Origin of the sequence: Providencia sp. 2.29 (assembly GCF_015832305.1) — a bacterium.
In the GTDB taxonomy this organism is placed as follows: Bacteria; Pseudomonadota; Gammaproteobacteria; order Enterobacterales; family Enterobacteriaceae; genus Providencia; species Providencia stuartii.
On sequence record NZ_CP065420.1, the window covers coordinates 1,253,920 to 1,278,791 of the forward strand.

Annotated in this window: 24 protein-coding genes; 16 read left to right on the forward strand and 8 right to left on the reverse strand. The window is 38.3% G+C overall.

The window, feature by feature from the left end:
• Positions 1-70: 70 nt before the first annotated feature.
• Both cueO and hpt read left to right on the forward strand, forming a co-directional pair.
• Positions 71-1,696 carry a multicopper oxidase CueO gene (gene cueO / locus I3B46_RS05620; protein ID WP_104872904.1) on the forward strand — a complete coding sequence of 542 codons (1,626 nt, stop codon included), beginning with the start codon at positions 71-73 and terminating at the stop codon, positions 1,694-1,696.
• Positions 1,697-2,058: 362 nt separating this feature from the next.
• The gene (gene hpt, locus I3B46_RS05625; RefSeq protein WP_014656584.1) at positions 2,059-2,595 is read left to right on the forward strand and encodes a hypoxanthine phosphoribosyltransferase; all 537 of its coding nucleotides are present in this window, start codon (positions 2,059-2,061) and stop codon (positions 2,593-2,595) included.
• A gap of 82 nt (positions 2,596-2,677) precedes the next feature.
• Here the strand turns inward: hpt and can are convergent, their stop codons facing one another.
• Positions 2,678-3,331, reverse strand: a complete 654-nt coding sequence (gene can, locus I3B46_RS05630) for a carbonate dehydratase (RefSeq protein ID WP_004922593.1) — start codon at positions 3,329-3,331, stop codon at positions 2,678-2,680.
• 258 nt (positions 3,332-3,589) lie between these two features.
• Here can and I3B46_RS05635 point away from each other — a divergent pair, with 258 nt between their 5' ends.
• The 14 genes from I3B46_RS05635 to I3B46_RS05690 all read left to right on the forward strand — a co-directional run bounded on the left by I3B46_RS05635 (position 3,590) and on the right by I3B46_RS05690 (position 17,679).
• Complete coding sequence (locus I3B46_RS05635; protein WP_004922590.1) at positions 3,590-4,531, forward strand: ABC transporter ATP-binding protein; 942 nt, start codon at positions 3,590-3,592, stop codon at positions 4,529-4,531.
• Entirely contained in the window at positions 4,528-5,298 is a 771-nt protein-coding gene (locus I3B46_RS05640) for an ABC transporter permease (protein ID WP_014656582.1), read from the forward strand. The genes I3B46_RS05635 and I3B46_RS05640 overlap by 4 nt, the downstream gene beginning before the upstream one ends.
• 754 nt (positions 5,299-6,052) lie before the next feature.
• Complete coding sequence (locus I3B46_RS05645; RefSeq protein WP_004922584.1) at positions 6,053-6,604, forward strand: fimbrial protein; 552 nt, start codon at positions 6,053-6,055, stop codon at positions 6,602-6,604.
• Positions 6,605-6,741: 137 nt separating this feature from the next.
• Positions 6,742-7,422, forward strand: coding sequence for a fimbrial biogenesis chaperone (locus I3B46_RS05650; protein WP_014656581.1), 681 nt, complete (start codon positions 6,742-6,744; stop codon positions 7,420-7,422).
• A gap of 35 nt (positions 7,423-7,457) precedes the next feature.
• On the forward strand, positions 7,458-8,918 hold the full coding sequence (locus I3B46_RS21980) for a fimbria/pilus outer membrane usher protein (protein WP_255531931.1): 1,461 nt from the start codon (positions 7,458-7,460) through the stop codon (positions 8,916-8,918).
• Between the two features lie 37 nt (positions 8,919-8,955).
• Entirely contained in the window at positions 8,956-10,023 is a 1,068-nt protein-coding gene (locus tag I3B46_RS21985) for a fimbria/pilus outer membrane usher protein (RefSeq protein ID WP_255531933.1), read from the forward strand.
• 14 nt (positions 10,024-10,037) lie between these two features.
• On the forward strand, positions 10,038-11,096 hold the full coding sequence (locus I3B46_RS05660) for a fimbrial protein (RefSeq protein ID WP_104872903.1): 1,059 nt from the start codon (positions 10,038-10,040) through the stop codon (positions 11,094-11,096).
• Between the two features lie 12 nt (positions 11,097-11,108).
• On the forward strand, positions 11,109-11,660 hold the full coding sequence (locus I3B46_RS05665; protein ID WP_004922571.1) for a fimbrial protein: 552 nt from the start codon (positions 11,109-11,111) through the stop codon (positions 11,658-11,660).
• A gap of 1 nt (position 11,661) precedes the next feature.
• Positions 11,662-12,204 (forward strand): fimbrial protein, encoded by a 543-nt coding sequence (locus I3B46_RS05670; protein ID WP_004922566.1) that lies wholly within the window; start codon positions 11,662-11,664, stop codon positions 12,202-12,204.
• A 578-nt stretch (positions 12,205-12,782) separates the two neighbouring features.
• Entirely contained in the window at positions 12,783-13,352 is a 570-nt protein-coding gene (locus I3B46_RS05675) for a fimbrial protein (RefSeq protein ID WP_004922560.1), read from the forward strand.
• A gap of 60 nt (positions 13,353-13,412) precedes the next feature.
• Complete coding sequence (locus I3B46_RS05680) at positions 13,413-14,093, forward strand: fimbrial biogenesis chaperone (RefSeq protein WP_004922557.1); 681 nt, start codon at positions 13,413-13,415, stop codon at positions 14,091-14,093.
• Positions 14,094-14,120: 27 nt separating this feature from the next.
• On the forward strand, positions 14,121-15,482 hold the full coding sequence (locus I3B46_RS21990) for a fimbria/pilus outer membrane usher protein (protein WP_255531934.1): 1,362 nt from the start codon (positions 14,121-14,123) through the stop codon (positions 15,480-15,482).
• Between the two features lie 35 nt (positions 15,483-15,517).
• Positions 15,518-16,621: a fimbria/pilus outer membrane usher protein gene (locus I3B46_RS21995; RefSeq protein WP_255531935.1), complete on the forward strand. Its 1,104-nt coding sequence runs from the start codon at positions 15,518-15,520 to the stop codon at positions 16,619-16,621.
• Positions 16,622-16,635: 14 nt separating this feature from the next.
• Positions 16,636-17,679, forward strand: coding sequence for a fimbrial protein (locus tag I3B46_RS05690; protein ID WP_072502464.1), 1,044 nt, complete (start codon positions 16,636-16,638; stop codon positions 17,677-17,679).
• Positions 17,680-17,819: 140 nt separating this feature from the next.
• Here the strand turns inward: I3B46_RS05690 and I3B46_RS05695 are convergent, their stop codons facing one another.
• The 7 genes from I3B46_RS05695 to pcnB form a co-directional block, all read right to left on the reverse strand.
• Positions 17,820-19,034: a hypothetical protein gene (locus I3B46_RS05695; protein ID WP_104872902.1), complete on the reverse strand. Its 1,215-nt coding sequence runs from the start codon at positions 19,032-19,034 to the stop codon at positions 17,820-17,822.
• A 58-nt stretch (positions 19,035-19,092) separates the two neighbouring features.
• Complete coding sequence (locus I3B46_RS05700; protein ID WP_040132336.1) at positions 19,093-20,307, reverse strand: hypothetical protein; 1,215 nt, start codon at positions 20,305-20,307, stop codon at positions 19,093-19,095.
• Between the two features lie 243 nt (positions 20,308-20,550).
• The gene (gene panD / locus I3B46_RS05705; protein WP_004922542.1) at positions 20,551-20,931 is read right to left on the reverse strand and encodes an aspartate 1-decarboxylase; all 381 of its coding nucleotides are present in this window, start codon (positions 20,929-20,931) and stop codon (positions 20,551-20,553) included.
• Positions 20,932-20,979: 48 nt separating this feature from the next.
• Complete coding sequence (gene panC / locus I3B46_RS05710) at positions 20,980-21,843, reverse strand: pantoate--beta-alanine ligase (RefSeq protein WP_004922538.1); 864 nt, start codon at positions 21,841-21,843, stop codon at positions 20,980-20,982.
• A gap of 33 nt (positions 21,844-21,876) precedes the next feature.
• Complete coding sequence (gene panB / locus I3B46_RS05715; RefSeq protein WP_014656572.1) at positions 21,877-22,668, reverse strand: 3-methyl-2-oxobutanoate hydroxymethyltransferase; 792 nt, start codon at positions 22,666-22,668, stop codon at positions 21,877-21,879.
• A gap of 59 nt (positions 22,669-22,727) precedes the next feature.
• A complete protein-coding gene (folK, locus tag I3B46_RS05720; RefSeq protein WP_004922531.1) occupies positions 22,728-23,219 on the reverse strand; it encodes a 2-amino-4-hydroxy-6-hydroxymethyldihydropteridine diphosphokinase in 492 nt (163 codons plus the stop codon).
• A gap of 1 nt (position 23,220) precedes the next feature.
• A complete protein-coding gene (gene pcnB, locus I3B46_RS05725; protein WP_104872900.1) occupies positions 23,221-24,792 on the reverse strand; it encodes a polynucleotide adenylyltransferase PcnB in 1,572 nt (523 codons plus the stop codon).
• Between the last annotated feature and the right edge of the window lie 80 nt (positions 24,793-24,872).

Sequence of the window (24,872 nt, forward strand, 5' to 3'; positions counted from 1 at the left end):
CGGTAATCACCCACGGAGCCAGATAGTTTGAATTCGTTTATTAATTTGATAAATAAAAGGAAGGTTATCAATGTTACGTCGCGATTTCATTAAGTTGAGCGCTATCACTTATGCGGCTAGTGCACTACCGATTTGGAGCCGTATCGCTGTGGCAGCCGAAAATTACCCAACACTGGCAATCCCTCCACTGCTAGAGCCTGATGCCCAAGGTAATATCCAATTAGCAATCAAACAAGGTGCTTCCCAATTTGTTCCCGGTAAAAAAACGACAACGTGGGGATATAACGGAGACTTGCTCGGCCCAGCTTTGAGCCTGAAAAAAGGTCAGAGCGTAAATATTCATATTGCTAACCAATTACCAGAAGAGACAACCGTTCACTGGCATGGCCTTGAAATTTCAGGGGAGCAGGATGGTGGGCCACAAGCGATCATCAAACCGGGCGCTAGTCGCCAAGTCAATTTCACCATCGACCAACCAGAGGCGACCTGCTGGTTCCATCCTCATACTCATGGCAAAACAGGTTATCAAGTCGCAATGGGGCTTGCGGGCCTTGTGATTATTAAAGATGAACAAAGCGGCAAACATGGGTTACCAAGCCAATGGGGTGTTGATGATATCCCTGTGATTTTACAGGATAAGCGACTTAAAGATGATGGGCAAATCGACTACCAATTGGATGTGATGAGTGCGGCCGTGGGTTGGTTTGGGGATTTGATGTTAACCAATGGTGCGGTATTTCCGAAACATGTGGCACCAAAAGGCTGGTTGCGTTTAAGGCTACTTAATGGTTGTAATGCACGTAGCTTGAACATCTCAACCAGTGATGGACGTAAAATGTATGTTGTAGCAAGTGATGGCGGATTGCTCGCTGAGCCTATTGCTGTGACCGAATTACCTATCCTGATGGGGGAAAGGTTTGAAGTGCTGATTGATGCGAGGGATGGCCGCTCTTTTGACTTGCTGACACTGCCTGTTAATCAAATGGGCATGACAATCGCGCCATTTAATCAACCCTTACCTGTGTTACATATTGAAACCACAATGGGTACTGGTGCGGGGAAATTGTCTGAACAGCTCGCGACGTTGCCCGCCCTCCCTTCATTGGCTGGATTAACGCGTCGACGTTTTCATTTAATGATGGATATGCGCTTGGATATGCAAGGGATGATGATGTTACGTGAGCGCTATGGTGAGCAAGCGATGGGTCATATGGGCGGACATGGTGGCATGATGCAAGGCCACATGATGTCGAATGGTGAAAATGGCGGTATGGGCATGATGGGGCATGGTAATATGGGCGGTATGCGTAATGGCGGAGGCCACTGCGGAACCGGCTCTGGTGAACTTGATATCCATAATGCCAATACAATTAATGGTCGGGCATTTTCGATGACGGAAGCCGCCTTTGATGCCCCTATGAATCGCCAAGAAATATGGGTTATTTCCGGTCGTGGCGATATGATGCTTCACCCATTCCATGTTCATGGAACGCGCTTTCGCATACTAAAAGAGAATGGCAAGGTTGTGGAGCCTCATCGACAAGGTTGGAAAGACATTGTTAAAGTTGAAGGCCAAGTCAGTGAGGTGCTGGTGGAATTTAAACATCCTGCCACCAAGGCGCATCCTTATATGGCGCATTGCCATCTCTTAGAGCACGAAGATACTGGCATGATGATGGGCTTCACAGTGAGTTGAGGTGATATCACTTAGCCTTGTGTATTAGGTCGTTAATGAGCCATGCTGCTATGCCCTCATTACGCCCTAATACTGAAGTGAAAAAGTCAAGGATGACATCTTTTATTCATATCTATTGCTATTGATTTTATTCGTTTTCTCATCATAAAAAGGCCATATTGCCTGAAATTGTGAAAGATGAGTTATAAAATTTATAACAAGTTATCGGATCCTCTTTTACGACAAATGGTGAGTTCTGTTATACTCCTTCCAAATTTTGTTCTCATATTTCTAATGTTGCTGTTGGTCGCGGCTTAAAAGCGTTTTGCGTCTTATCATAGAAATGTGAATTTTAGTATTCAAAACAAATAGGTAGTGGGAAATTGAAACATACACTAGAAGTGATGATCTCTGAAGAAGAGCTCAGCCAGCGAGTCAGTGAACTAGCTGAAAAAATTAGCGCACATTATAAAAATATTGATGGCGAGCTGGTCTTAGTAGGTTTATTAAAAGGTTCATTTATTTTTATGGCTGACTTATGCCGTAAGATTGAAGTCCCACACGAAGTCGATTTTATGACCGTTTCAAGTTACGGTAACGCAATGAACTCAAGTCGCGATGTTAAAATAGTCAAAGACTTAGATGAAGACATTCGCGATAAGCATGTGTTGATTGTTGAAGATATCATTGATTCAGGGAATACCTTAAATAAGGTTCGTGAGATCTTTGAATTGCGCGGTCCTAAATCCGTGGCAATCTGTACTCTGCTTGATAAGCCATCACGCCGTGAGGTTGAAGTACCTGTCGAGTGGATTGGATATTCAATCGAAGACAAATTTGTTGTTGGGTATGGTATCGATTATGCACAACAATATCGTCATTTACCTTATATTGGTCATGTCACGCTGATTGAAGAGTAAGTGAATAATATTCGATGCGTTAGTTAAAAAAAGGGCCGTTCCATGGAACGGCCCTTTATTCGTTTATCGCGATAAATAAAAATTATTTTTTATTGGTCAATTTAGCAATTGCTTCACGGTAGCAAAGCTCTAATCTTTCACGGCTATCTGCGGTAATATGCAAGTCATGTAGACGACCATTGTTGATACCGTAAACCCAACCATGGATCATCACTTTTTGCCCACGTTTCCACGCTGATTGCATAATGGTTGAGTGACCTAGGTTGTAAACTTGCTCAACGACATTTAATTCACATAAGCGATTTAAGCGTTCGCAAGGTTTTAATTCACCTAACATTGAGCTGTGTCTGTACCAAATATCACGAATATGCAGTAACCAGTTATTGATTAAGCCAAGTTCAGTATTGTCAACCGCAGCCTCAATACCACCACATCCATAGTGGCCGCAGATGATAATATGCTCAACCTGAAGGACATCAACAGCATATTGGATAACCGACAAACAGTTTAGGTCGGTATGGATAACTAAGTTTGCAACATTACGGTGAACGAAGAGATCGCCTGGTGCAGCATTGATTAATTTTTCGGCAGGTACTCGGCTGTCTGAACAACCTATCCATAAGAACCTCGGTTTCTGAGCTTTGGATAGTTCTTTAAAAAATTCAGGATCTTTTTCTTTTACGGAAGCTGACCATGCTTCGTTGTTAGCAAACAGCTCTTCAATTTTTCTCATCATGACGTATAGCCTAGTTGTGTTACTTTACGTTAAAATCTTATACAGCATTTATTTATTAATTAATATTCAGTTGTATTAATCTTTACATCCTTATGATGTGCATTTCATTCTGATTAGACAATATTGATATGGCTAACCACATGAATTGGTTAGCATATACCTATTTTCTCTTTTCTGCATAACAGTGATCAGAAAAAAATGGCATCATAGTATTATATTGCTCCCAAACCTACCCAAGAATAAAGGTGTTTTTTACATATGACTTACGCACTTGAGTTATCGCAGCTCACCAAAACCTATCCAGGTGGCGTGAAAGCCTTGCGAGGAATTGATCTAAGCGTAGAAGATGGTGACTTTTATGCATTACTTGGACCTAATGGCGCTGGTAAGTCGACCACAATAGGAATAATTAGCTCATTGGTCAATAAAACGAGTGGGTCTGTTAAAGTGTTTGGTTATGATTTAGACAAGCAAGTCGTACAAGCTAAACAACAATTAGGGTTAGTTCCTCAAGAGTTTAATTTTAACCCATTTGAAACCGTGTTACAGATAGTACTTAATCAAGCGGGCTATTACGGGGTTTCTCGTTCTGTAGCCCATCAACGGGCAGAAACCTATCTTTCTCAATTGGATTTATGGGAAAAGCGCAATGAGCGCGCGCGTAACCTATCCGGTGGGATGAAGCGTCGCTTAATGATTGCACGAGCGCTAATGCATCAGCCAAAACTACTGATTTTGGATGAGCCGACCGCGGGGGTCGATATTGAATTACGCCGTTCTATGTGGAGCTTTTTGAAAAAGCTCAATGCACAAGGAACGACGATTATTTTGACCACACACTACCTTGAAGAGGCAGAAATGCTTTGTCGCAATATTGGTATTATTCAGCATGGCGAGTTAGTTGAAAATACGAGTATGAAACAATTATTAAGTCAGCTGGAATCTGAAACCTTTATTTTTGACCTTGGCACAAGAAGCCCTATTCCAGAGCTTAAAGGGTATGAAACTCGTTTAATTGATACGTCGACCTTAGAAGTTGATGTGAAAAGAGAGCAAGGATTAAATGGGGTATTTAGCCAACTTAATGAGCAAGGCATCGAAATTTTAAGTATGCGCAATAAAGCTAACCGGTTGGAAGAACTGTTTGTGAACTTAGTGAAAAAAGAAAGTCATGCCGCTCGTTTGGAGGAAGCACAATGATTTCTCTATATTGGGTCGCATTAAAGACTATTTGGATTAAAGAAGTCACACGTTTTGGTCGTATATGGGTACAAACGTTATTACCGCCAGTGATTACAATGTCTCTCTATTTTGTCATTTTTGGTAACCTGATTGGTTCCCGAATTGGCGATATGGGTGGGGTAGATTATATGCAGTTTATTGTTCCTGGCTTGATTATGATGGCTGTGATAACGAACTCCTATTCTAACGTCTGCTCCTCATTCTTTGGCTCTAAGTTCCAAAAGAACATTGAAGAATTGCTCGTTGCGCCAGTACCGACACATGTCATCATTGCTGGTTTTGTTGGTGGTGGTGTTGCTCGCGGTATTTTGGTTGGGCTACTTGTCACCATCGTGTCATTGTTCTTTATTCCACTCCAAGTACATTCTTGGAGTATGGTGATAATTACATTGTTATTAACTTCAATCGTTTTTTCACTGGCAGGGTTATTAAATGCAATTTTTGCCAAAACATTCGATGATATCAGCATAGTTCCTACTTTCGTATTGACACCATTGACCTATTTAGGTGGCGTATTCTATTCACTCTCATTATTACCTCCCTTTTGGCAAGCGGTATCAAAACTCAACCCGATTGTGTATATGATCAGTGGCTTTAGGTATGGCTTTTTAGGTATTGCTGATGTATCAATTGCCGTGACATTAGGTGTATTGATGATCTTCTTTGTGATTTTTTATGGATTAACATGGTATTTAATTGAGCAAGGGAGAGGGCTAAGAAGTTAACGATATAACTTATTTTCTTATCTCGAAGTGACTTAATTTAACCCCTAATAGCTAGCTAACTATTGGGGGTTTTTTTATACCTTAATATCTAGCGACGATTAGTTAGATCCCCATATTCAATTCAGATTTTTATCAATCATGAAATTAACATGGAATATAGTTACGGAAATATACTTAGTTTGGTTTCTTGCGTAAATAATATTAATAAAAAATAATCACTATAATTTATGAGATAAATATAACTAAACTGTCTTTTTGCGATATATGTTCAAATGTAACTAACAAAAAAGTATTAAAATAATTTCAATCTTAAATTTTTTTTATTTTTCGTTAGGTAGGAAAAATAGATATTCTTAACATAATGATTTTATTGTGTTTTCTGATATCGAAAAAAAATAGCAAACGCAAAATAGTAGAGATATCAGCACAGTAGGGTGAAATATTGCCTTACATTTATGTATTAGAATATTGAATACTCTCTTACCCCTCGAATTGGATTTAATAGCTTTCTTGTGTTTTATTTTTGGTTTTTTATTCTATGGTTTCCTTTTTTATAGCGTTTTGTTTAGTGATTTGTTTGTTTTTAATGTAAATTAACGGTTTTCACACGTAAACTGGATTTTACACATAAATTGCATATACTCCTATGCAGGATGGTCGAGATAAGAAATAACCTTATTAAACTATGTAATTTCATAGTGAAATACCAATAAAAGAATTAGATAACAAATTATATATTTTAGGAGTCATCAAGATGAAACTAAATAAAGCCTTATTAGTTACTTCAGCTATCACTATGTCTTTATTCACTGGCGTTGCAAATGCAGATGTCATTGATGGTAAAGAAACGGGAACTATCCATTTTAAAGGGCAATTTGTTGAATCAACTTGTACTATCGAAACAAATAATGAGAACTCAAGTGAAGGAACAGTACAGTTAGGCACTTGGTTGGTGAGCCATTTTCAAAAATCCGATGAAACAACAAAACCAACAAAGTTTGTGATTGCACTTAACGAATGCCCTGATGTTATTAAAAAAGCAAAGATCACTTTCACTGGAACTGCGGATAGTACAAATAGCAGCTTATATAAAACATCCACAGAAGTTGGTGCTGGTATTGGTATTACTCATGCTGAAAGCGATACAGCTTATATTACCCCTGGAGCACCAGCGGGTGAAATTGAACTTAAAGGAGCTAATAATAGCGGTGAAAAGGAATACTATGCCCGTTATGTGACAACTGGCCCTGTAAAAGCGGGTGTGGCTAACGCGGATGTGACAGTAACAATTTCTTATAACCAATAATGCCAAGTAAATAAACAATAATAATTAAAGTGAGAAAAATTCTCGATTTAATTTAACAAAGTTTTAGCATTAATGGGAACATATCATTCTACACGTGATTATCAGAAGGTATGTTCCCCATATTTAGGGATAGCATTATGGTTAAAACATTAATATCTACTCTTTTTTTCTTCTTTTTAATCGTAACCCAAGCGAATGCAAGTGTTGTACTTGGTGGAACACGGGTTATTTATGATGCAAACAGCAAAGAAGCTTCCATTACAGTTCGTAATAATGATAAGACACCATATTTAATTCAATCTTGGATTGATCATTTCGATAGTAATAATCAAACTAAGTTACCTTTTGTTATCACCCCTCCCTTATTTAGAATTGAACCTGAATCCAGCAATTCATTGAGGATTGTTTATACAGGTAAAGATCTACCTGACGATAAGGAAAGCGTTTTTTGGTTGAATGTAAAGTCGATTCCACCGACTGATCCTAATGCTAAAAATAACCTGACTATTTCGATTAATAATCGAATCAAACTGATTTATCGCCCTAAATCATTATCGAGCGCAGACGCAGGGGCTGCTTATAAAAAAGTGACATTTGAAAGAAAAGGCAACCTGTTAGTGGGTAAAAATCCAACACCTTATTATGTCTCTTTTAGTGAATTAAAAGTAGGGAATAAATCTATCGACGAGCCTGTTATGCTTCCTCCTATGGGAGAGCATTCGTGGAATATTTCAGGTATTCAAGTTAATAAAGTGATGTGGAAAGCCGTGACTGATGTTGGTGGGATAACAGATAGTCAAGAGCAAGAATTAAAATAATAAAAAATTAAAGTCAGGTATGGAATTTTACTATTATGCTAATTTTTAATAAAGAAGAGTACATACAAGAAAATTTAGTATCCATATTTGAACTCAGCAAGATTGCTCCTCATTCGCTCAGCAAAGCCATTGCAGGTTTAACTCTGTCAGTTGCTTGCCTTCCAATGGCGTTTGCTGGTGACTATTTTAGTCCTCACTCGTTAACGCCAGTTAATGGACAAAATATAGCCGAACTGCAAAGTTTAGAGCAATTTTCAACGCCTGGAGGACAGCAGGAGGGCGAATATCATGTAGATATTGTCTTAAATGGGCGAGGAGTAGGTTCTAAATCTTTGGTTTTTGTTAAGAGCAAAGAGGATCAAAAATTAATACCAGTACTCACTAAAGAGGAACTTGAAAATTGGGGGGTTAATGTTAAAACCCTTCCTACTTTTGCCAATTTAACTGAAACACAGCCAATTGAAGATATTTCAAAGTATATTCCAGATGCGTATACACGGCTTGAATTGACTAACCAGAAGCTGATTATTTCTATTCCTCAGATAGCGATGAATAAAACAGCGTCTGGAACAGTTGATCCTAGTTTATGGGATGATGGTGTACCCGCTCTGGTATTAAGTTATTTTTATCGGGGATCTAACACTTGGTATAAATCTTCTCATGCAGATACGTCATCCCACTATGTTAACTTACGCAGTGGGTTAAATGTTGGCCCTTGGCGTTTGAAAAATTATTCAACGTATTCTTATCAAAATAATCAAAGCCGTTGGCAAAATATTGAAACCTACCTTGAACGAGGCATTAATCCTCTTAAATCTCAATTAACAATTGGTGATACTTCAACGCCGAGTGAAGTCTTTGATGGTTTTCAATTCCGTGGTGCTAAACTCGCTTCAGATGAATCGATGATCCCCAGCTCTCTACGTGGTTTTGCACCGATCATCCGAGGAATTGCGCAAAGTAATGCCGAAATAACGATAAAACAAAATGACTATATTATTTATCAATCTTATGTTTCACCCGGCCCCTTTGAAATAAACGACCTCTATTCGACGGGAACGAGCGGAGATTTAACGGTGACGGTAAAAGAGGCCGATGGGAGTGAACGCTCATTTATCGTTCCTTTTTCTTCATTAGCCATTATGCAGCGTGAAGGTCAATTGAAATACGCAGTGACTGGCGGGAAATTTAAAAATAATAACAGTGGCAAAGAGCCTAATTTTGCGCAAGCAACGGTTATTTATGGTTTACCTAAAGGAATAACGGCGTATGGCGGTGGTCTATTTTCCAAAGATTACCAATCTTATGCTGCGGGTATTGGATTAAACCTAGGTTATGTTGGTGCTTTGTCTTCAGATGTGACCCAAGCAAAAACAAAATTTACTCAATTTGATAACCGACAAAAAACAGGTCAATCGTACCGTGTTCAATATACTAAAAATCTGTTAACTACAGGTACCACAGTCACCTTTGCAGGTTATCAGTTATTCAACTGAGGGCTTTTATTCTTTCCCAGAAGCTAACGCTAATTATTTGCGAGACAGTTTTTATAGCAAAAAAAATCGTTATCAAGCGACGGTTAATCAGGATTTAGAGGCTTATGGCAACCTTTATGTTTCCGCTTATCAGCAAGATTTTTGGAATCAAAGTGGTCATGAGCGGACATTAAATGCGGGTTACAATAATAACTATAAAGGTTACCAATATACCTTGAATTATAGCTATTCTGATTTTTCAGGCTACGATAAGGCTGATCACCAATTTGTTCTCTCTTTTAGCATACCTCTTGGTGGCCTATCGATTAATAATAGTATGCTAAACCTCTCTATGAGTAGTAATAACAGAGGGGATAGTAATTATATGGCTGGATTGAGTGGATCCCTGTTGGATGATCATAATTTAAATTATTCAGTACAGCAGTCATACGGCAATCGAAATCAAAAAGCACAAGGTAATGCTTCATTATCTTATAAAAGTACGTATACCATCGCAAATGCTGGCTATAGCTATGACCAATTTTCACAACGCGCCAATTATGGCTTAAATGGTGCCATTGTTGTGCACTCTGATGGTGTGACATTATCTCAGCCAATCTATGACTCTTTTGCTATTGTGAAGGCACCGGGAGCAAAAGGGGTTAAAGTTAAAAATAAAACAGGAATAAGAACTGATTGGCGAGGTTATGCGATAGTTCCTTATCTCAGCGCCTATACACAGAATGAAGTGTTATTAGATACCACGTCATTACCAGAAAATGTTGATTTGCAAAAAAGCGCACTGACCCTAGTTCCGACAAGAGGTGCGGCAATGTTAGCGGAGTTTAAGACATATACAGGATATCGTGTTTTATTGACAGTGACGCACAATGGGAAAGCCGTTCCTTTTGGTTCAATAGGACAATTAGTTTCCGAACAAGATGGATTAAGCAGTGGTGGTATTGTTGGGGATAATGGTGATATTTATTTTAGTGGTATGCCAGAGCAAGGAAAGATCCATATTAAATGGGGAAATCAAACAGATGAACAGTGTATGGCCAATTACCAACTTAATGAACAAGAAAAGCAAATGCCAGTAGCATCTCTGCAAGCAATATGTGAATAAAGAACGGAGATAAAATGAAAAATACAGTATTAAAATTATCATCAATTGCATTTTTTCTCGGATTGCTATGTGGTTACCCAAATATAGCTATAAGTTCAGATATTTCTGCAAGGATCATTTTTCCTGATTCAGAATTAGTGTTTGATGATGCTGCGGGAGAGGTCGCATCGGGAACGATTATCGGGGAGGGATGGCAAATATATTCAGGAACAGTTTGTCAAAGCAACCTTAATAACCCGAAAGAACAAGGGAAGTTTACCGAAATGATATTTTATGATGCTAGGTACGCAACAGGCCTAACAGTTAATTTTGGAGGAAAAGCGTTCCCTGTTTATGCTGGAAATGTTAAAGGCGTTGGTTATGCTTGGGGAATTAGAGAGGATGGTGATCCTGAGTGGTATCCAATAAAAGATAGGTATGGAAGTGGCCTTTTTGGTTTAGAAAAACCTGATACTGAGGTTAGGATTGAAATTGCCTTTGCAAGAGTCAGAGTTGATGGTATCCCGCCAAAAGGTGATACAAAGATCTCTCGCGATGCTCGGGCATTTTTTACCTGTTATAAGGAAGATGATCCCCAATATACTTATGATGGATTTATAGATAGTAGCTATACTCATTTAAGGTCGACAGCCTCTACTTGTAATATCAATACAAAAAGATTAAATATCGATTTAGGGGAACATGATCTAAATAGGGTAAATAGGTTTGATGTTGGCTATAGGTTTGGTTTAGCAGAAGAAAGTATTGAGATGAGTTGTAATGCTGAGATGCGTGTTTATATGACATTAGGTGAATATGGAAGAGCCTCTAAAATAGGCAGTGATTTCATCGAGTTAACAGATAACTCGGACTCACCTGGCTATGGCGTGCAGGTTTTTCATAATGGCTCTCCGGCATTAAAAGTTGGTGGTGATAAAAACGTTGTTACCGATAATCATCAGCTTCTATTTCGTACGGAAGCAGGCAAAAAGAATTATACCGTTCCATTGCGTTTTGAATATGTTAAAACGGCCAAAAAGGTTAAAGCGAGTTCAGGGAATGCAGCATTAACACTAACGTTTGCTTATGACTAAAGGATTGATACCATGAGACAAGGTTACAATCTAATACGTTATTTTTTTCTCGTATTCCTTATCCCTATTCTGATTAATTCGGCCTCTGCAACAGTAATGGTCAATTATACAGGAAGCATTAAACATTCGACTTGTGGTATCAAAACACGGAATATCAGTGTTGATTTAGGAACTTGGCTAACTAATAGTCCTAGAGGTTTTGGCAGTGCAATAAATTCCCAGTCTGAATGGATTGAATTTACACTTGAGTTTGATTGCCCAGATAAAATGAGTGTATTAAATGGCCAATTTCAAGGTGTTTCAGAATCTAATGGCCGTTATTTATCGCTTGATAAAGGTGATGGATATTCAACGGGAGCTGCAATTGAATTACAAAGCTATGAAAATAGTCTCCACAATTGGGTCAACCGAGATATTAATACGCTATATAACTTTATGCAGAATGAAGCTATTAATAAGGGAAATACTGAATTAAAAGTGCGTGCTCGTTATGTTCAAACCAATAGTAAAATTACACAAGGTAAAGCAAACGCTTCGGTTACCTTTGTCGTACAGGCCAATTAATATGACCACTAAAAAAATACTGCGGATAGTATTGCTGAGTTATTTCGGGTTAACTATAAACCATGCTTACAGTTACGATGTGTTAGTCAACATCACAGGTGCTGTAAAAGCTTCAACTTGTGATTTAAGTTCTAACCAAACTAAAAATATTAATTTAGGGGATATTTATTTAAGCTCTACAGGTTTGGGAGGCAGCGTTGGTTCGACTAGCCCAAAGGCAGATTGGTCAATTAGCTTGAAATGTCCAAGTAATATTCCAGTGATATTTATACCTAAAGGTAACAGTTATTCTGGTCAATCTAGTGTCTTAGCGCTTGATGCGGTCGATGGCGTTGCAACGGGGGTTGGGATAGAAACAGAATATTCAATGGATAAAAATAATTGGAAAGCATTAACGCTCAATGTACGAAATGAAATTATTAATAGTGTAAAGAGTGAGGGTGACATTCATATTTTTATGCGGGGTTACTATAAACAAATAAATGAAAAAGTAACACCTGGTTTTGCAAATGCCTCCATGACTATCGATATTGTTTACCAATAAAGATAAGAAAAAAATTATTGAATAAAGCCAAGATAAATGAGTGAGATTTATCTTAGCCTTATTTTTTATTTAGAAAACCAAATTATTATAAAAGTTAAAATAATCAACAAGGAAACTATATTTTTACCCGCAATAAATGTAAGAAAGTACTACAGAGCAGATAAAGATGTTCAATATAGGTAAGTAAAAACAGTTACACATAACCGTATGATAATAAAGTAATTTTAGGTGTATAATTTTAATCATTCATTTTTTGATGCAGATCAAAAAATAATATTCCTATATAACAATGAGTTGTGATGTGTGAGTTGTTTTTTTGTCACCTCTAAAATTTACGTTTTGAAAAACTTACACAAATCAAATACTACTTTAATGTTATATACTCTTTTTACATGTTACTCATCAGTCGGGTAACATGAATTTTTAACTATTTCTTATTTGTGTATATAAGTCTTTAATATGTTCTCGCATTAATTTTTAGAATAGCGATATTTACCTATATCTATACTATTTTATTAATTACGCGCTGAATAATTAACATTACTATTAATTACTATGTAGAGTGTAAAGGTATATCAATGAAAAAATTATCAACTCGAAATATTTTTATGGCTGTTATTGCTTCAGCATTTGCTTTTTCAGCAACAGCAGAAGAGCAAAGTGGAACGATTAAGTTTAAAGGACTTATTTATAATGCTACATGCACTATTAGCCTGAATGATACTAACTCACCAAATGCTGATGTAAAAATGGGACGTTTTGCTACTAGTGAGTTTACTGAGGAAGGTGATGAGGTTGGTGGTACTGGTGGTGATGGTAAATTAAAAATTAAATTAATTGACTGTCCTGATCAAGGTACTATCTCTATCAATTTAACGGGTCATGAAAACCGTTTTGATAAAACTATTTTAGAACTGGACAATAAAGGTAGTGCTGGCGTTGCAAAAAATGTGGGTATCCGTATTTACAATGAAGATGACCTATCCAAGCCATTAAAAATTAATGGTAGTAAAAGTGAAGAAATAAAAGTAAATGGTAATAGTGCTCAATGGACTGGAACTTTTATTGCTAAGTATGTAAGTACAGACGATGACGTAGAAGCAGGCCAAGCAGACGCAACATTAAATTATAAAATTACTTATAAATAATTTGATAACGCAGATTATCAATTATTAATCTGCGTTACTTTTTTTCTTGGAGGACATCCTATGTTTATGAAAAAAATAGTTCCTACACTGTTATTGTGTTTTCTTGCTAGTTCAACCAGCTATGCTGGCTTTGGTTTAGAAACAACGCGTGTTATTTATCACGAAAAAGAGAATAGCGAAGGTGTTGTTGCATTTAATACAGATAAAAATAGGAATTATTTACTTCAATCTTGGGTGGAAGATAAAAATGGAAAAATAACACAAGATTTTGCAGTAACACCTCCATTAATTAAGCTAAAATCTGAGCAAAAAAACACGATCCAACTGACTAAAATAGCATCATTACCGAGTGACCAAGAAGCATTATATTGGCTAAATGTAAAATTTGTGGCACCGAGTAGTGAGGATTTAGAAAACGTTTTACGTTATTCAATGACAAACAAAATAAAGCTAATTTATCGACCTACAGCATTATCCGATAAAAAGCTTGAAGATGTTGTCAATGAGTTAACTTGGTCTCGCTCTACCGCTGGAGTCAAGGTTGTTAACCCAACACCATTTTATATTAACATTGCAAAAATAAAAATTAATAACAGAGAAGTCGAAGCACCAAGCTATTTAGAACCACGCTCTGAAACAGTAATTAATGTTTCTAATTTAGGGGCTAGTTCCAATAAGGTTTCTCTAAACTATATCAATGATTATGGTAAAGGGTTAGATAGTCAATATCTTATAAAATAATAATCTAATAAAGTAGAGTAAAGGCCTATGAATCGTCTTTATCATAAAAAGTATCCATATTCACCTCTGTTTATGGCTATTGTATTCGCTTCATTGTCATTTGAAATGCGGGCTGCTGATTATTATCCACCTAGCTTGTTAAATATTGCAGGTACAGATACGCAATTGACTAATGAAGATCTGGATGTGTTTAGGGAAAATGATATAGCACCAGGGAAATATCATGTCAGGTTTTTCATTAATAATAATTTAATTCTTAATAAAGAAATTAGCTTTGTGATGATGCCTCGGGCAGATGGTGGAGAACAACTTACACCTTGTTTTAGTTTTGCGGATTGGGAAAGTTTTGGTATAGATTTTCATAAGACCTTAAAAGGTGATCAAGAATGCTTCAATATTAATGATATTGAGTATATGACACAGTCACTTGATTTAAATACTAAAGTGTATTCAATGACTGTTCCGCAATCAATGATTAATCAGCAGCGCATAAGAAAAGCTGAAGAAGCACAGTGGGATGATGGCATTCCTGCTGTATTTTTAAATTACTCTTTTTCGGCTTTTAACACCTATGAAGGCGGTAAAGTCGATGATAACTATTATGGTAATATTCAGACGAAAATTAACATAGGCTCATGGCGTTATCGTAATTATTCCACATGGGCCAACAATCGGCACGATAAGAATAAATGGAATAATATTAGCAACACCTTATCAAGAAACATTAATATAATAAAAAGTGAGCTAACACTAGGGGACTTATATACAAGCTCGCAATTATTTGATTCTTTTAAATTTAAAGGGGTTAAATTAGCATCAGATAGGCAAATGGAACCTTATAACTTAACGAGTTATGCGCCAAGCGCAAATGGTATCGCTAATTCTGAATCTATCGTGACTATTGTACAAAATGATCAAGTTATCTATAAGAAAAGTGTGCCTGCTGGGCCATTTGAAATTACAGATTACTATCCAATGAGTAATGGTGGCAATCTATATGTCACAGTAGAAGAAGCAAATGGTAATGAAGTTAACTTTATTGTTCCTTTCTCATCAATTGCTTTTTTAGAGCGAAAAGGCAGTATTAAATACAGTTTCTCTAGTGGTGAATATGATGGGAATAATAACGGTGATGGCCGTTATGTGAATGAAGCTGAAATCTATTATGGATTAACAGACTTTGTGACCGTTTTTGGTGATGCACTCTACGCTAAAAAATACCAATCCTATGCAATCGGTACAGGGTTTAACTTAGGTGAGGTTGGCGCAATTACAACGGATGTTGTGCACTCTCGTACTGATGTTGATAATCAATCTACGTTGAGTGGTAATGCATTTAGAGTCAATTACTCAAAACATATTGAGACAACGAATACGAGCTTAGCTTAGCTTTAGCGGGTTTCCGTCATTTTGATGCTGATTTTATGAATATAGATGACGCATTCTTTTATGAGGAAAAATACCGTGGCAGCTATGAAAAACTAAAAAATGAATACACCGTATCTCTTTCTCAACCAATACTCGATAGCTCAAGCTCGATTAACTTAAATAGTGTTGTTTATGAGTATTCAAGTGGTCATAAACAACAATCTTATAATGTTGGTTTTAACAGTAATATCGATAAGGTTCATTACAGTGTCTATTACACCTATTCAAAAGGTAGACAATTTGAAAATGATAACAGCCGTTCATACAATTTGAGTTTAAATGTCAGTATTCCGTTCGATGTGTTAAATAACACAATGAGTGTGAATTATGGCATATCAACGGATGACCAGCATCGTACTTCACAAACAGCACGTTTAAGTGGCAGCTATGGCGAATTATATCGTGGAACGTGGGATATTTATCAAGGCTACGGTAATAAAGGTATGGGCTATTCAGGGGGGTTAAGTAGCTCTTATCGCTCCCCTTATGCAGTCGTTAATGCAGGGTACGCTTATAACGATAGCCATAAAAACTTTAATTACGGTATTAGTGGTGCATTTGTTGGCACTCAATACGGTGTGGTATTAGCACCTTCAATGCAAGATACAAGCGCATTGATTCTTACCAAAGGGACACAAGGTGTCGGTATTATTAATGGGCAGTCAGTTGAAACTAACGCTTACGGTTTAGCGATTGTTCCGGGGATGGCGCCATATCGTAAAAATACACTGGCGATTGATACAAAAACTATCCCACAAGATACCGAAATTGAAAATAACATTATTAATAATGTTATCCCAACAAAGGGCGCTTTGATACTGGCTGATTTCGACGCTAAAAAAGGCTACAAGTTATTATTTAAGTTACAGCATCCAACGAATAAAGAATTACCGGTAGGTGCAAAAGCTGTTACAGAAGATGAAGCGACTCATCTCGTTTCTAACTTTAATACCTTGTATTTAGTTGCAGATAAGCCTAAAGGACGCATTAAAGTTAATTGGAAAAATGAGGGTGCTAATGAATCCTGTGATGTGGATTACAACATCGAAAATACCATGCCAACAAATGGGCTTTATATCCTGAATTCAGAATGCCGCTGAAAGGAGTAAGAATAATGAGAAAACAGATTAATTGGGGCTATGCAGCAGCGTTCAGCGTGGTGTTAATGTTCTCTGGGATAAATAGCAGTATTGCGGCTCAGAATTGTGTTGAAGGAGGGGATGGTCAAAATCACTCTGCAATGCGCGCAATGGTGGACATTAAATTAAGTGGTGCGATCAAAAAGAACGACGAGATTGCTCGTTATACATTTGTGCGAGAGAGTGGACGAGGTGGTGTCGCGCAGTGTGGGCCTGACTCACAAGTCTATGCTTATGCAACATACGGTGAAGGCAGCGGCATTATAGCGAGATATTATGGCGAAATTGATGGGAAGCCCGCTTACCATGTGCATGCTGGTGGCCCCGTAAATATCGTCTATGTCTTAATTGAAAGTAAATCAGAATTGCCTTTTACAAATCGTCCAGGACAAGTGTTGCCTGTTCCTGAAGGTGCACTTATGCCTATAGATGCAACGGTTATTTTTTATGCCGGTAAAGATAACCCGACGGCAACATCCTTTGATAATTCGGTGATTGGGGCGATACTCATTAAACGGTTTGACCCAGGTGGTGGCTCGACAAAAGTTGGTTATACTTATCGACTAAAAGGAAAAGTGACAAGTGCGCCGACATCTTGTGAAGCTAAAAATACCGATTTGTCATTTACGTTACCTCGGGTACCGACCACGGCATTCCCATCCGTAGGGTTCCCGACAACGCCGTCATCTGTTGAGGAACATATTAATATCGTCTGTACGGGGAATGTTTCAGCGAAGATCAAGCTCATTGCAAACAATACAGCGAGTTATAATGGTAAAGATGCAGTGATTAAAATCGATAATGAAGGGCAAGGTAATAATGCCAGTGGTATTGGGTTTGTTGTAAAATCACCATTAAACAATGATAACGTATTAGTTAATCAGGAGTTTGTTAAATTAGCTGATTTAGAAAAAGGTGAAACGCGTGTTCCCCTGAAAGCGGAATATTACCGTTATGGTAATTCTGTCAAAGCAGGGAAAGCAGAAGCGACGGCACAATTTGTTTTGCAATTTAACTAAACGATAGCAAAAGGGGATGAGCAGATCATCCCCTACAATGATGAATGAACAAAATACCCCGCCTATTTGTTGGCTATAATGTCATGATAAAAATTGGTTGTACGAAAATAATAAAGACTCGTTTTTCTTAAAGTGGTTATTTAAACGCTGACAGTACCATACATATCCTCTTCAAATACAATATTAATATTCCCTCTATTACCATACTCATCGATAATAAAAATTTGCAGAGGGTCGGCCACATGATAGGGGGCAGGGCAATAATATCCCCAATAATAGAGTTTCTTATCTCTAAGATACATTTGATGACAGACGATAGTGATGGCGTGTTTATCTAAGGCGGTTTTTGACCAAAGAGGACCGAGATTTCCTTCCAGCCGAGGCCAAATCGCATAAGTTGTATCGCCTACAAATCGGCCATCTTTTTCCTCAGTACAATAAAGAGATTGGCGGATATCTTTTATAATCCTATTTAGCCCTTTATTTAATATATTGGAATAGCCAATCTCTATATTATTAGGCTCTATAAACCAGCTATTAACATAAATTCCGCTATAATAAGGCCCCCCAACGATCTTTATTGCATGGGGCATCACGTGATTATGGTACCAATCTTTAATTTTAGGGATATGTTGTAAGCTATATACAGGAGATTTATACTTTAATTTATATTTATTATGCGTTGTAATTTTAAATGTTTTACGTCTTATGATCCCGTAATTATGCTCATAATTCCCCAGTATCGCCCCTTTACTGATATGAAATGAAATATTTTTTGAGATTTCCTGCCAATCGTTATCTGTTATAGCGATGTTTTCATTATTATCATAATCAATTTTTTTAATTCCTTGAATGATAACCCGCTTAGGTGCAATAAAAATAATTTCTCCTTTATGATTTAAAGTGCCATTTTGTGAGGTATTGAATAAACCTTCACCATCGATTCTCACCCCGACTGCAATTTCATGTCCGGGATTGATCTCTTTCAGTGAGAAATAATATGAGGTACTGATCCTTTTTGTGCTTTTTATGGCCTCTATAGATGCATTTTTTATGTGAGTAATCTCATTCTGTACGGCTTTACAATAGTCTCCCCGATGTTCAGAGATTATCCATTCATCACCGAGTAGTTGTTGATCTGAAAAGGAACAAAAATAGATACAGTCTCTAAATTCTTTTTCATTTTCAAAAAAAGCGTCATTATTTTCATCTAAGATTTCAGCAGTAACAATAACCTCAACTTGATTATATCCATTTGCATAAATAACCGAATGAATATTAGTCGGATTATCTTTAAAATGAATGCTAAGATGGTTGATTTGTTTGAATTTTTTAGCTGGGGGTGAGTTAAGCATTTTGGCTCCAAATATTTTAAGCTAAAAGATCAATAGTGCCACTTTTAACAAAACGGATTTAAACAGTAATTTCCCCATCAATATTATGGCGATACTCAATAGTCATGATGCCTTCATTGCCAAACTCATCAACAATTTCAACATGGCTTGCTAAGGATGTGTTTGATTGAGCGCGGCATTCAGCACCGAGATAGAGAGGAATGTGATCCACTAAATTGATTTGATGGCAAACAAGGGTGATACTATTTTGATTATTATTTGAAAAGCGGGCAAGTTTAGGCATATCGTTGCTAAATTGTGGCCACACAGAAAACGTATTTTTTTTATTAAATTCACCATTTCTCATGCTTGTAAAATAGAGTGGCGGCTTTTTCTTGTGGGTTAGCTCTGTCCAACCTTCGTTAATTGCGTGAAAATAGCCGACTCTATCTCGAGTCTCAATAAACCAACTCGTTAAGTATGCACCGAGCGCCTGATCATCGGTGGCATAATTCATTGCATGGGGCATGGTCGTACTATAAAACCAATCTTTATAAGGAGCACTATAAGGCAATGTAGGCGAGACTCTTTTTTCGATAATGTTATATTTGTTGGCTGTAATAATAGATATTTTTTTATAGCGAATAATGGCTGCATAATTCCGATAAGAGCTGGAGTGCCGATTGCTACCATTGCGGAATAATGCATCGGTCATGATATATTTCCAACCTTTATCAATCACCATAACATTTCTATTATCTGTATAATCGATAGGGGATATCCTGCTTACTGAAATTCGGCTAGGTGATTTAAAGACAGAGCCTGAATTTAAAGTAGGTGTTCCATTCATTGAGGTGTCAAAATTGCCTATTCCAGGAATATTAATTCCTACTGCGATTTCTAAGGCGGGGTTAACAATGTCGGATGAAATAAACTTGGATATTTGAAATGTCGAGCGGGTTATCGTTCGTAGGGTTGGTGGCTCCCGCCTTGATAGAGTTGTGTCATACTTAACTGCTTTACAAAATGGCCCTTTTTCATTCGAAATTTGCCAATTTTGATTTAAGGGTTTACCATCAAAAAATGAACACAGATAAGTGGCATCTTGCACTTCTCGTTCATTATTAAAATAAGGCTCTCCATCTTCACTAATAGCATCAACAGTAATCAATATTTCGATTTGATTTTTTTTATTTGCATAAATAAAGCCACTAGAAAACGAAGGCATATTTTGAAATTGGATCTTTAGAGTATATAACAGTCCAAACGTCTTCTTGTTTCTATTATCATTCATAGCATCCCCTTTATGTGATGTTTTTTTCAATCTAATATAAATTGGGATGTTAAATAATTATCTTTTTTATTAGCTATGGTGATTTAAATGATATTTTCTAGAGGTATTACTGAGATTAATATAATAATTTTTAATGTTATAGAAAAAGATCAAATAACGAAATGAAAGCTGTATTTTCTTGCTTGGCTAAAAAAGGAAGCTAAGTAACCCCCAACAAGCTAACTGCCGTTGGGGGATATAGCGTTAAGCGACTTGTACAGGAACTGCTTTGGCAACACGGCTCATAATATTGTCACCGTCAAAGTAAGCGACTTTGGGTTTATGGTGACGAGCATCTTCATCTTTGATATCAACGTATGAGCAGATAATCAATCTATCGCCAACAGCAGCACGACGTGCAGCGGCACCATTGACTGAAATAATTTTAGAACCTCTTTCACCTGCAATTGCATAAGTAGAAAAACGTTCTCCATTATCGACGTTGTAAATATCAATGGCTTCGTACTCGAGGATCCCAGCGGCATCCATAAAATCCTGATCAATAGCACAAGAGCCTTCGTAATGAAGGTCGGCTTGTGTGACCTTAACCCGATGTAATTTACCTTGTAACATTTTTCTAAACATAATTATTGTCTACCATTTTTAATCGTCATGCTGTGTTTGCTTGTTTTTTTAAGCTGAAACTGTGGGTAGGTCAACCTGTAAATTATCAATCAAACGGGTTTGCCCTAACCAAGCTGCCATTAAGATGACCGCTTTTTGACTTATATTGCTCAATGGAGCAAGGGTTTCGGCATCACGAATAAATAGCTCATCAGGGGTAAAACCTGCTTGGCGAAGCGAATCATCGATTTCTTGGATAATCGCTTCAACGTTGTCAGGGGCTGCAATTAGCTTCTCTGCCGCCTGTTGCATAATGCTATATAGTTGTGGTGCTATTTTGAGTTCACTTGCTGATAGATTGTTATTTCTTGAACTCAATGCAAGCCCATTTTTCGCTCTGACGGTAGGCACAGAGACAATTTGTATATCAAAAGAAAGGTCACTCACCATTTTGCGAATTAGCTGTAATTGCTGGAAATCTTTTTCACCAAAAAACGCTAAATCAGGTTGGACTAAATTAAACAGTTTGGTAACGACTGTTGATACACCGCGAAAATGCCCAGGGCGACTCGCACCTTCAAGTATTGATGACAATTCAGGCACTTCAACAAAGGTTTGTTGCGCCATTCCTTCAGGGTAAACATCTTTCACAGAAGGGGCAAAAACGAGATTGATATCGCGACGTTTCAGCTTTTCACAATCCTCTTGCAAGGTTCGAGGGTAATTGGCTAAATCGGATTGGCGATCAAACTGCATAGGGTTAACGAAAATGCTGACAATTACAATATCAGCTTGTTGTTTCGCTTCATCAATTAAAGCTAAATGTCCATCATGCAGGTTGCCCATGGTTGGTACAAGAGCGATACGTTTACCTTCTAGCTTCCAGCGGCGGATCTCACGGCGAAGAATGGGAGATGTTTCGACGATAAGCATAGGTGAATTCCTTATTATTGAGCCGTAATAAAATTATTCAAAAGAATGATCTTCACTAGGGTAGATCCCTGCTTCAACTTCTTGAATATACAGTTTAACCGCATCTTGAATATTGCCTGCTTGTGCAAGGAAGTTCTTGGCAAACTTAGGAGGGCGGGCCGTAATGCCTAATGCATCATGCATGACAAGAATTTGCCCATCAGTACCATTGCCTGCACCGATACCAATAACCGGAAGGAGTAGTTCTTCTGTAATATTATTGGCTAGTGAGGTAGGAACACACTCAAGAACCAAAAGCTGTATTCCCGCATTTTCTAGCGCAATGGCATCTTTCATGAGTTGGTTGGCGGTAACCTCATCGCGACCTTGTACTTTATAGCCACCAAGAACGTTGACGGCTTGTGGCGTTAGCCCTAAATGCCCACATACGGGAACGGAACGTTCACACAGCATTTTGACGGTATCGCATAGCCAGCAACCCCCTTCAAGTTTTACCATGTTTGCACCAGCCTGCATCAGAATAGCGGCATTAGCACAAGCTTGTTCAGGGGTGGCATAACTCATAAAAGGCATGTCAGCGATAATGAATGCGTCTGGTGCACCTTTGCGTACACAGCGAGTGTGATAAGCGATTTGCTCTACGGTAACAGGGAGGGTGCTAGATTCGCCTTGTATGGTCATACCAAGGGAGTCACCGACGAGCATGACTTGGATACCTTGCTCTGCAAATAGCTGAGCGAAGCTGGCATCGTAAGCCGTCATGGTAGCAAATTTGTGTTTGTCTTTTTTAAACTGACCCAGAGTAGCCAGAGAAATTGGTTTCATTATAATAACCTCCGGAAAAGATCCCACTGACGACCCCTCCTGTTTAGGAGGTTCACTGTTTAGGTTGTAATATCCCAAAGGGTGAGGCCATTACGTGGGACGAGTGTGAGCCTTTCTGATAGCGGTTCGCCATCAGGAAAAATCAGATCAGGGGCAATGTCATTGAGCGGATATAACATAAATTCCCGCTCTTTTAGCCCATAATGAGGTACGGTCAATCGTGGGGTATTAATAATATGATTGCCGAAAAGCATAATGTCGAGATCGAGCGTTCTAGGGCCCCAACGCTCAGCTTTGCGAACTCGACCAAGCTCCAGCTCAATGCGTTGTGTATGATCAAGCAACGCTTCTGGCTCAAGCTCAGTTTCAAGTGCAACCGCCATATTAAGAAAATCGTTTTGATCTTGTGGCCCCAGCGGTTTACTACGATAGATCGAAGAGGTGTTGACTATACGGCTGTTTGGGAGCGCATTTAACGCATCAATAGCCTGTTGAGCCTGTTTCAATGGCTCGCCAAGGTTACTGCCAATAACAATATAGACCAACTCCATTCTATGACCCCTGATTTTTATTTGGTTTATGGGCGCTTGATGATGACTTGCGTGGGCGATGGCGTTTACGCACTGGCGCACTACCTAGCTCAGCTATCATCTCACGCTGCTTAGTATTATTGGAACGCTGATACTCATCCCACCAGACAGCAAGCTCTTGAAGCTCATTTCTCCGTTCAACATTGGCCCTTAATTCTAATAAATCAAATGCAGCACGGAACTTTGGATGCTCCATTAATTTATTCGCTCGACGCCCTTGGCGGCGAGGAAGGCGTAATTGCAATTGCCAAATATCACGCATGGTGGTGGTGATACGTTTAGGTATCGCAATCGAACGGCACTGCTCATCAAGTATGTCATTCATCGCCAGTGCGAAAGCATCATAGTAGGCAAGCCCACCTTCTTGAGACAGCTTTTCTGCATGTTCCGTAACGGGATACCATAACATGACTGCAAATAAAAATGCAGGATTAACCCGTTTATCATTTTTGAGCCTAAAGTCAGTATTTTTGAGTACCTGATCAATGATTTTTTCCATTGGCGAATCATTGTTATTGGTAAAGCGACTACTGATAACCGGAAACAGTTGCTCAAATAAGTGGTACTCTTTTAGCATGTTATAGGTTGCATAACCTTGACCCGCTTGTAGCAGTTTCAGTGACTCTTCAAATAGCCTTGCTGAAGGAATTTCGCGCAATAGCGGTGCCAGACGTTGGATTGGTTGCGCCGTATTCGGCTCAATACGCATATCCAATTTACAGGCGAAACGCACCGCACGTAGCATGCGAACAGGATCTTCGCGATAACGAGTCTCTGGGTCACCAATAAGGCGAATAATGCCCGCTTTAAGATCGTTTAAGCCGCCCACATAGTCACGAACAGAGAAGTCATCAATGTTGTAGTAAAGGCTATTGACGGTAAAGTCACGGCGGATTGCGTCTTCTTCGATAGAGCCGAAAATATTATCCCGTAGCAACATGCCATTTTTGGCTTGCTGGGAGCGGTTTTTATCTTCCGACTCAATTTGGTCATGGTGACCGCGGAAAGTGGCAACTTCAATGACCTCTGGCCCGAACATAATGTGGGCGAGACGGAATCGACGACCGACTAGCCGGCAGTTACGAAATAGTTTGCGGATCTGCTCAGGCGTTGCATTAGTTGTAATATCAAAATCTTTGGGTTTTTTACCAAGGAGTAAGTCACGTACACCACCGCCAACGAGGTAGGCCTCATAGCTATTTTTATTTAAGCGATAAAGTACCTTCAGTGCATTATCACTAATATCACTACGTGAAATAGTATGCTCTGAACGAGGAATTACAGTGATATTTTCATCTGTTTCAGTCGTCATTGTCTCTGATTTCTCTGCCTGAATACCGGCACGTTTGGACTGACGAACCGTGGTTTTTGTTTGTTTAGCGTTCTGTTCTACGGACTGAGCTGTCGCAGTGTCAGAATAAGTGACTGGCCTTTCACCGGCTGCCTGTGCGTCACGCGTGTCCTTGTCATTTCGCGATAAAATATTACGGCAGAAATTTGCTACTCGGTTAAAAATAGTACACCTCGATATCATTACGAATATTCATTAAACAAAATAAGCGGCTAATCATAGCTTACTGGCCTTTCTTTGAGAATGCTTAAACGCATAAAAGT

Coding starts and splice junctions, on each gene's coding strand:
- panB (WP_014656572.1), bottom strand. CDS start 22,668: ATGAAACCAATTTCTCTGGCTACTCTGGGTCAGTTTAAAAAAGACAAA.
- folK (WP_004922531.1), bottom strand. CDS start 23,219: ATGGAGTTGGTCTATATTGTTATTGGCAGTAACCTTGGCGAGCCATTG.
- pcnB (WP_104872900.1), bottom strand. CDS start 24,792: ATGATATCGAGGTGTACTATTTTTAACCGAGTAGCAAATTTCTGCCGT.
- I3B46_RS05675 (WP_004922560.1), top strand. CDS start 12,783: ATGAAAAAATTATCAACTCGAAATATTTTTATGGCTGTTATTGCTTCA.
- I3B46_RS05665 (WP_004922571.1), top strand. CDS start 11,109: ATGAGACAAGGTTACAATCTAATACGTTATTTTTTTCTCGTATTCCTT.
- I3B46_RS05700 (WP_040132336.1), bottom strand. CDS start 20,307: ATGAATGATAATAGAAACAAGAAGACGTTTGGACTGTTATATACTCTA.
- I3B46_RS05695 (WP_104872902.1), bottom strand. CDS start 19,034: ATGCTTAACTCACCCCCAGCTAAAAAATTCAAACAAATCAACCATCTT.
- I3B46_RS05690 (WP_072502464.1), top strand. CDS start 16,636: ATGAGAAAACAGATTAATTGGGGCTATGCAGCAGCGTTCAGCGTGGTG.
- I3B46_RS05650 (WP_014656581.1), top strand. CDS start 6,742: ATGGTTAAAACATTAATATCTACTCTTTTTTTCTTCTTTTTAATCGTA.
- I3B46_RS21980 (WP_255531931.1), top strand. CDS start 7,458: ATGCTAATTTTTAATAAAGAAGAGTACATACAAGAAAATTTAGTATCC.
- panD (WP_004922542.1), bottom strand. CDS start 20,931: ATGTTTAGAAAAATGTTACAAGGTAAATTACATCGGGTTAAGGTCACA.
- can (WP_004922593.1), bottom strand. CDS start 3,331: ATGATGAGAAAAATTGAAGAGCTGTTTGCTAACAACGAAGCATGGTCA.
- I3B46_RS05635 (WP_004922590.1), top strand. CDS start 3,590: ATGACTTACGCACTTGAGTTATCGCAGCTCACCAAAACCTATCCAGGT.
- I3B46_RS05645 (WP_004922584.1), top strand. CDS start 6,053: ATGAAACTAAATAAAGCCTTATTAGTTACTTCAGCTATCACTATGTCT.
- cueO (WP_104872904.1), top strand. CDS start 71: ATGTTACGTCGCGATTTCATTAAGTTGAGCGCTATCACTTATGCGGCT.
- I3B46_RS05680 (WP_004922557.1), top strand. CDS start 13,413: ATGTTTATGAAAAAAATAGTTCCTACACTGTTATTGTGTTTTCTTGCT.
- I3B46_RS21990 (WP_255531934.1), top strand. CDS start 14,121: ATGAATCGTCTTTATCATAAAAAGTATCCATATTCACCTCTGTTTATG.
- I3B46_RS05640 (WP_014656582.1), top strand. CDS start 4,528: ATGATTTCTCTATATTGGGTCGCATTAAAGACTATTTGGATTAAAGAA.
- I3B46_RS05660 (WP_104872903.1), top strand. CDS start 10,038: ATGAAAAATACAGTATTAAAATTATCATCAATTGCATTTTTTCTCGGA.
- I3B46_RS05670 (WP_004922566.1), top strand. CDS start 11,662: ATGACCACTAAAAAAATACTGCGGATAGTATTGCTGAGTTATTTCGGG.
- I3B46_RS21995 (WP_255531935.1), top strand. CDS start 15,518: ATGAATATAGATGACGCATTCTTTTATGAGGAAAAATACCGTGGCAGC.
- panC (WP_004922538.1), bottom strand. CDS start 21,843: ATGCTTATCGTCGAAACATCTCCCATTCTTCGCCGTGAGATCCGCCGC.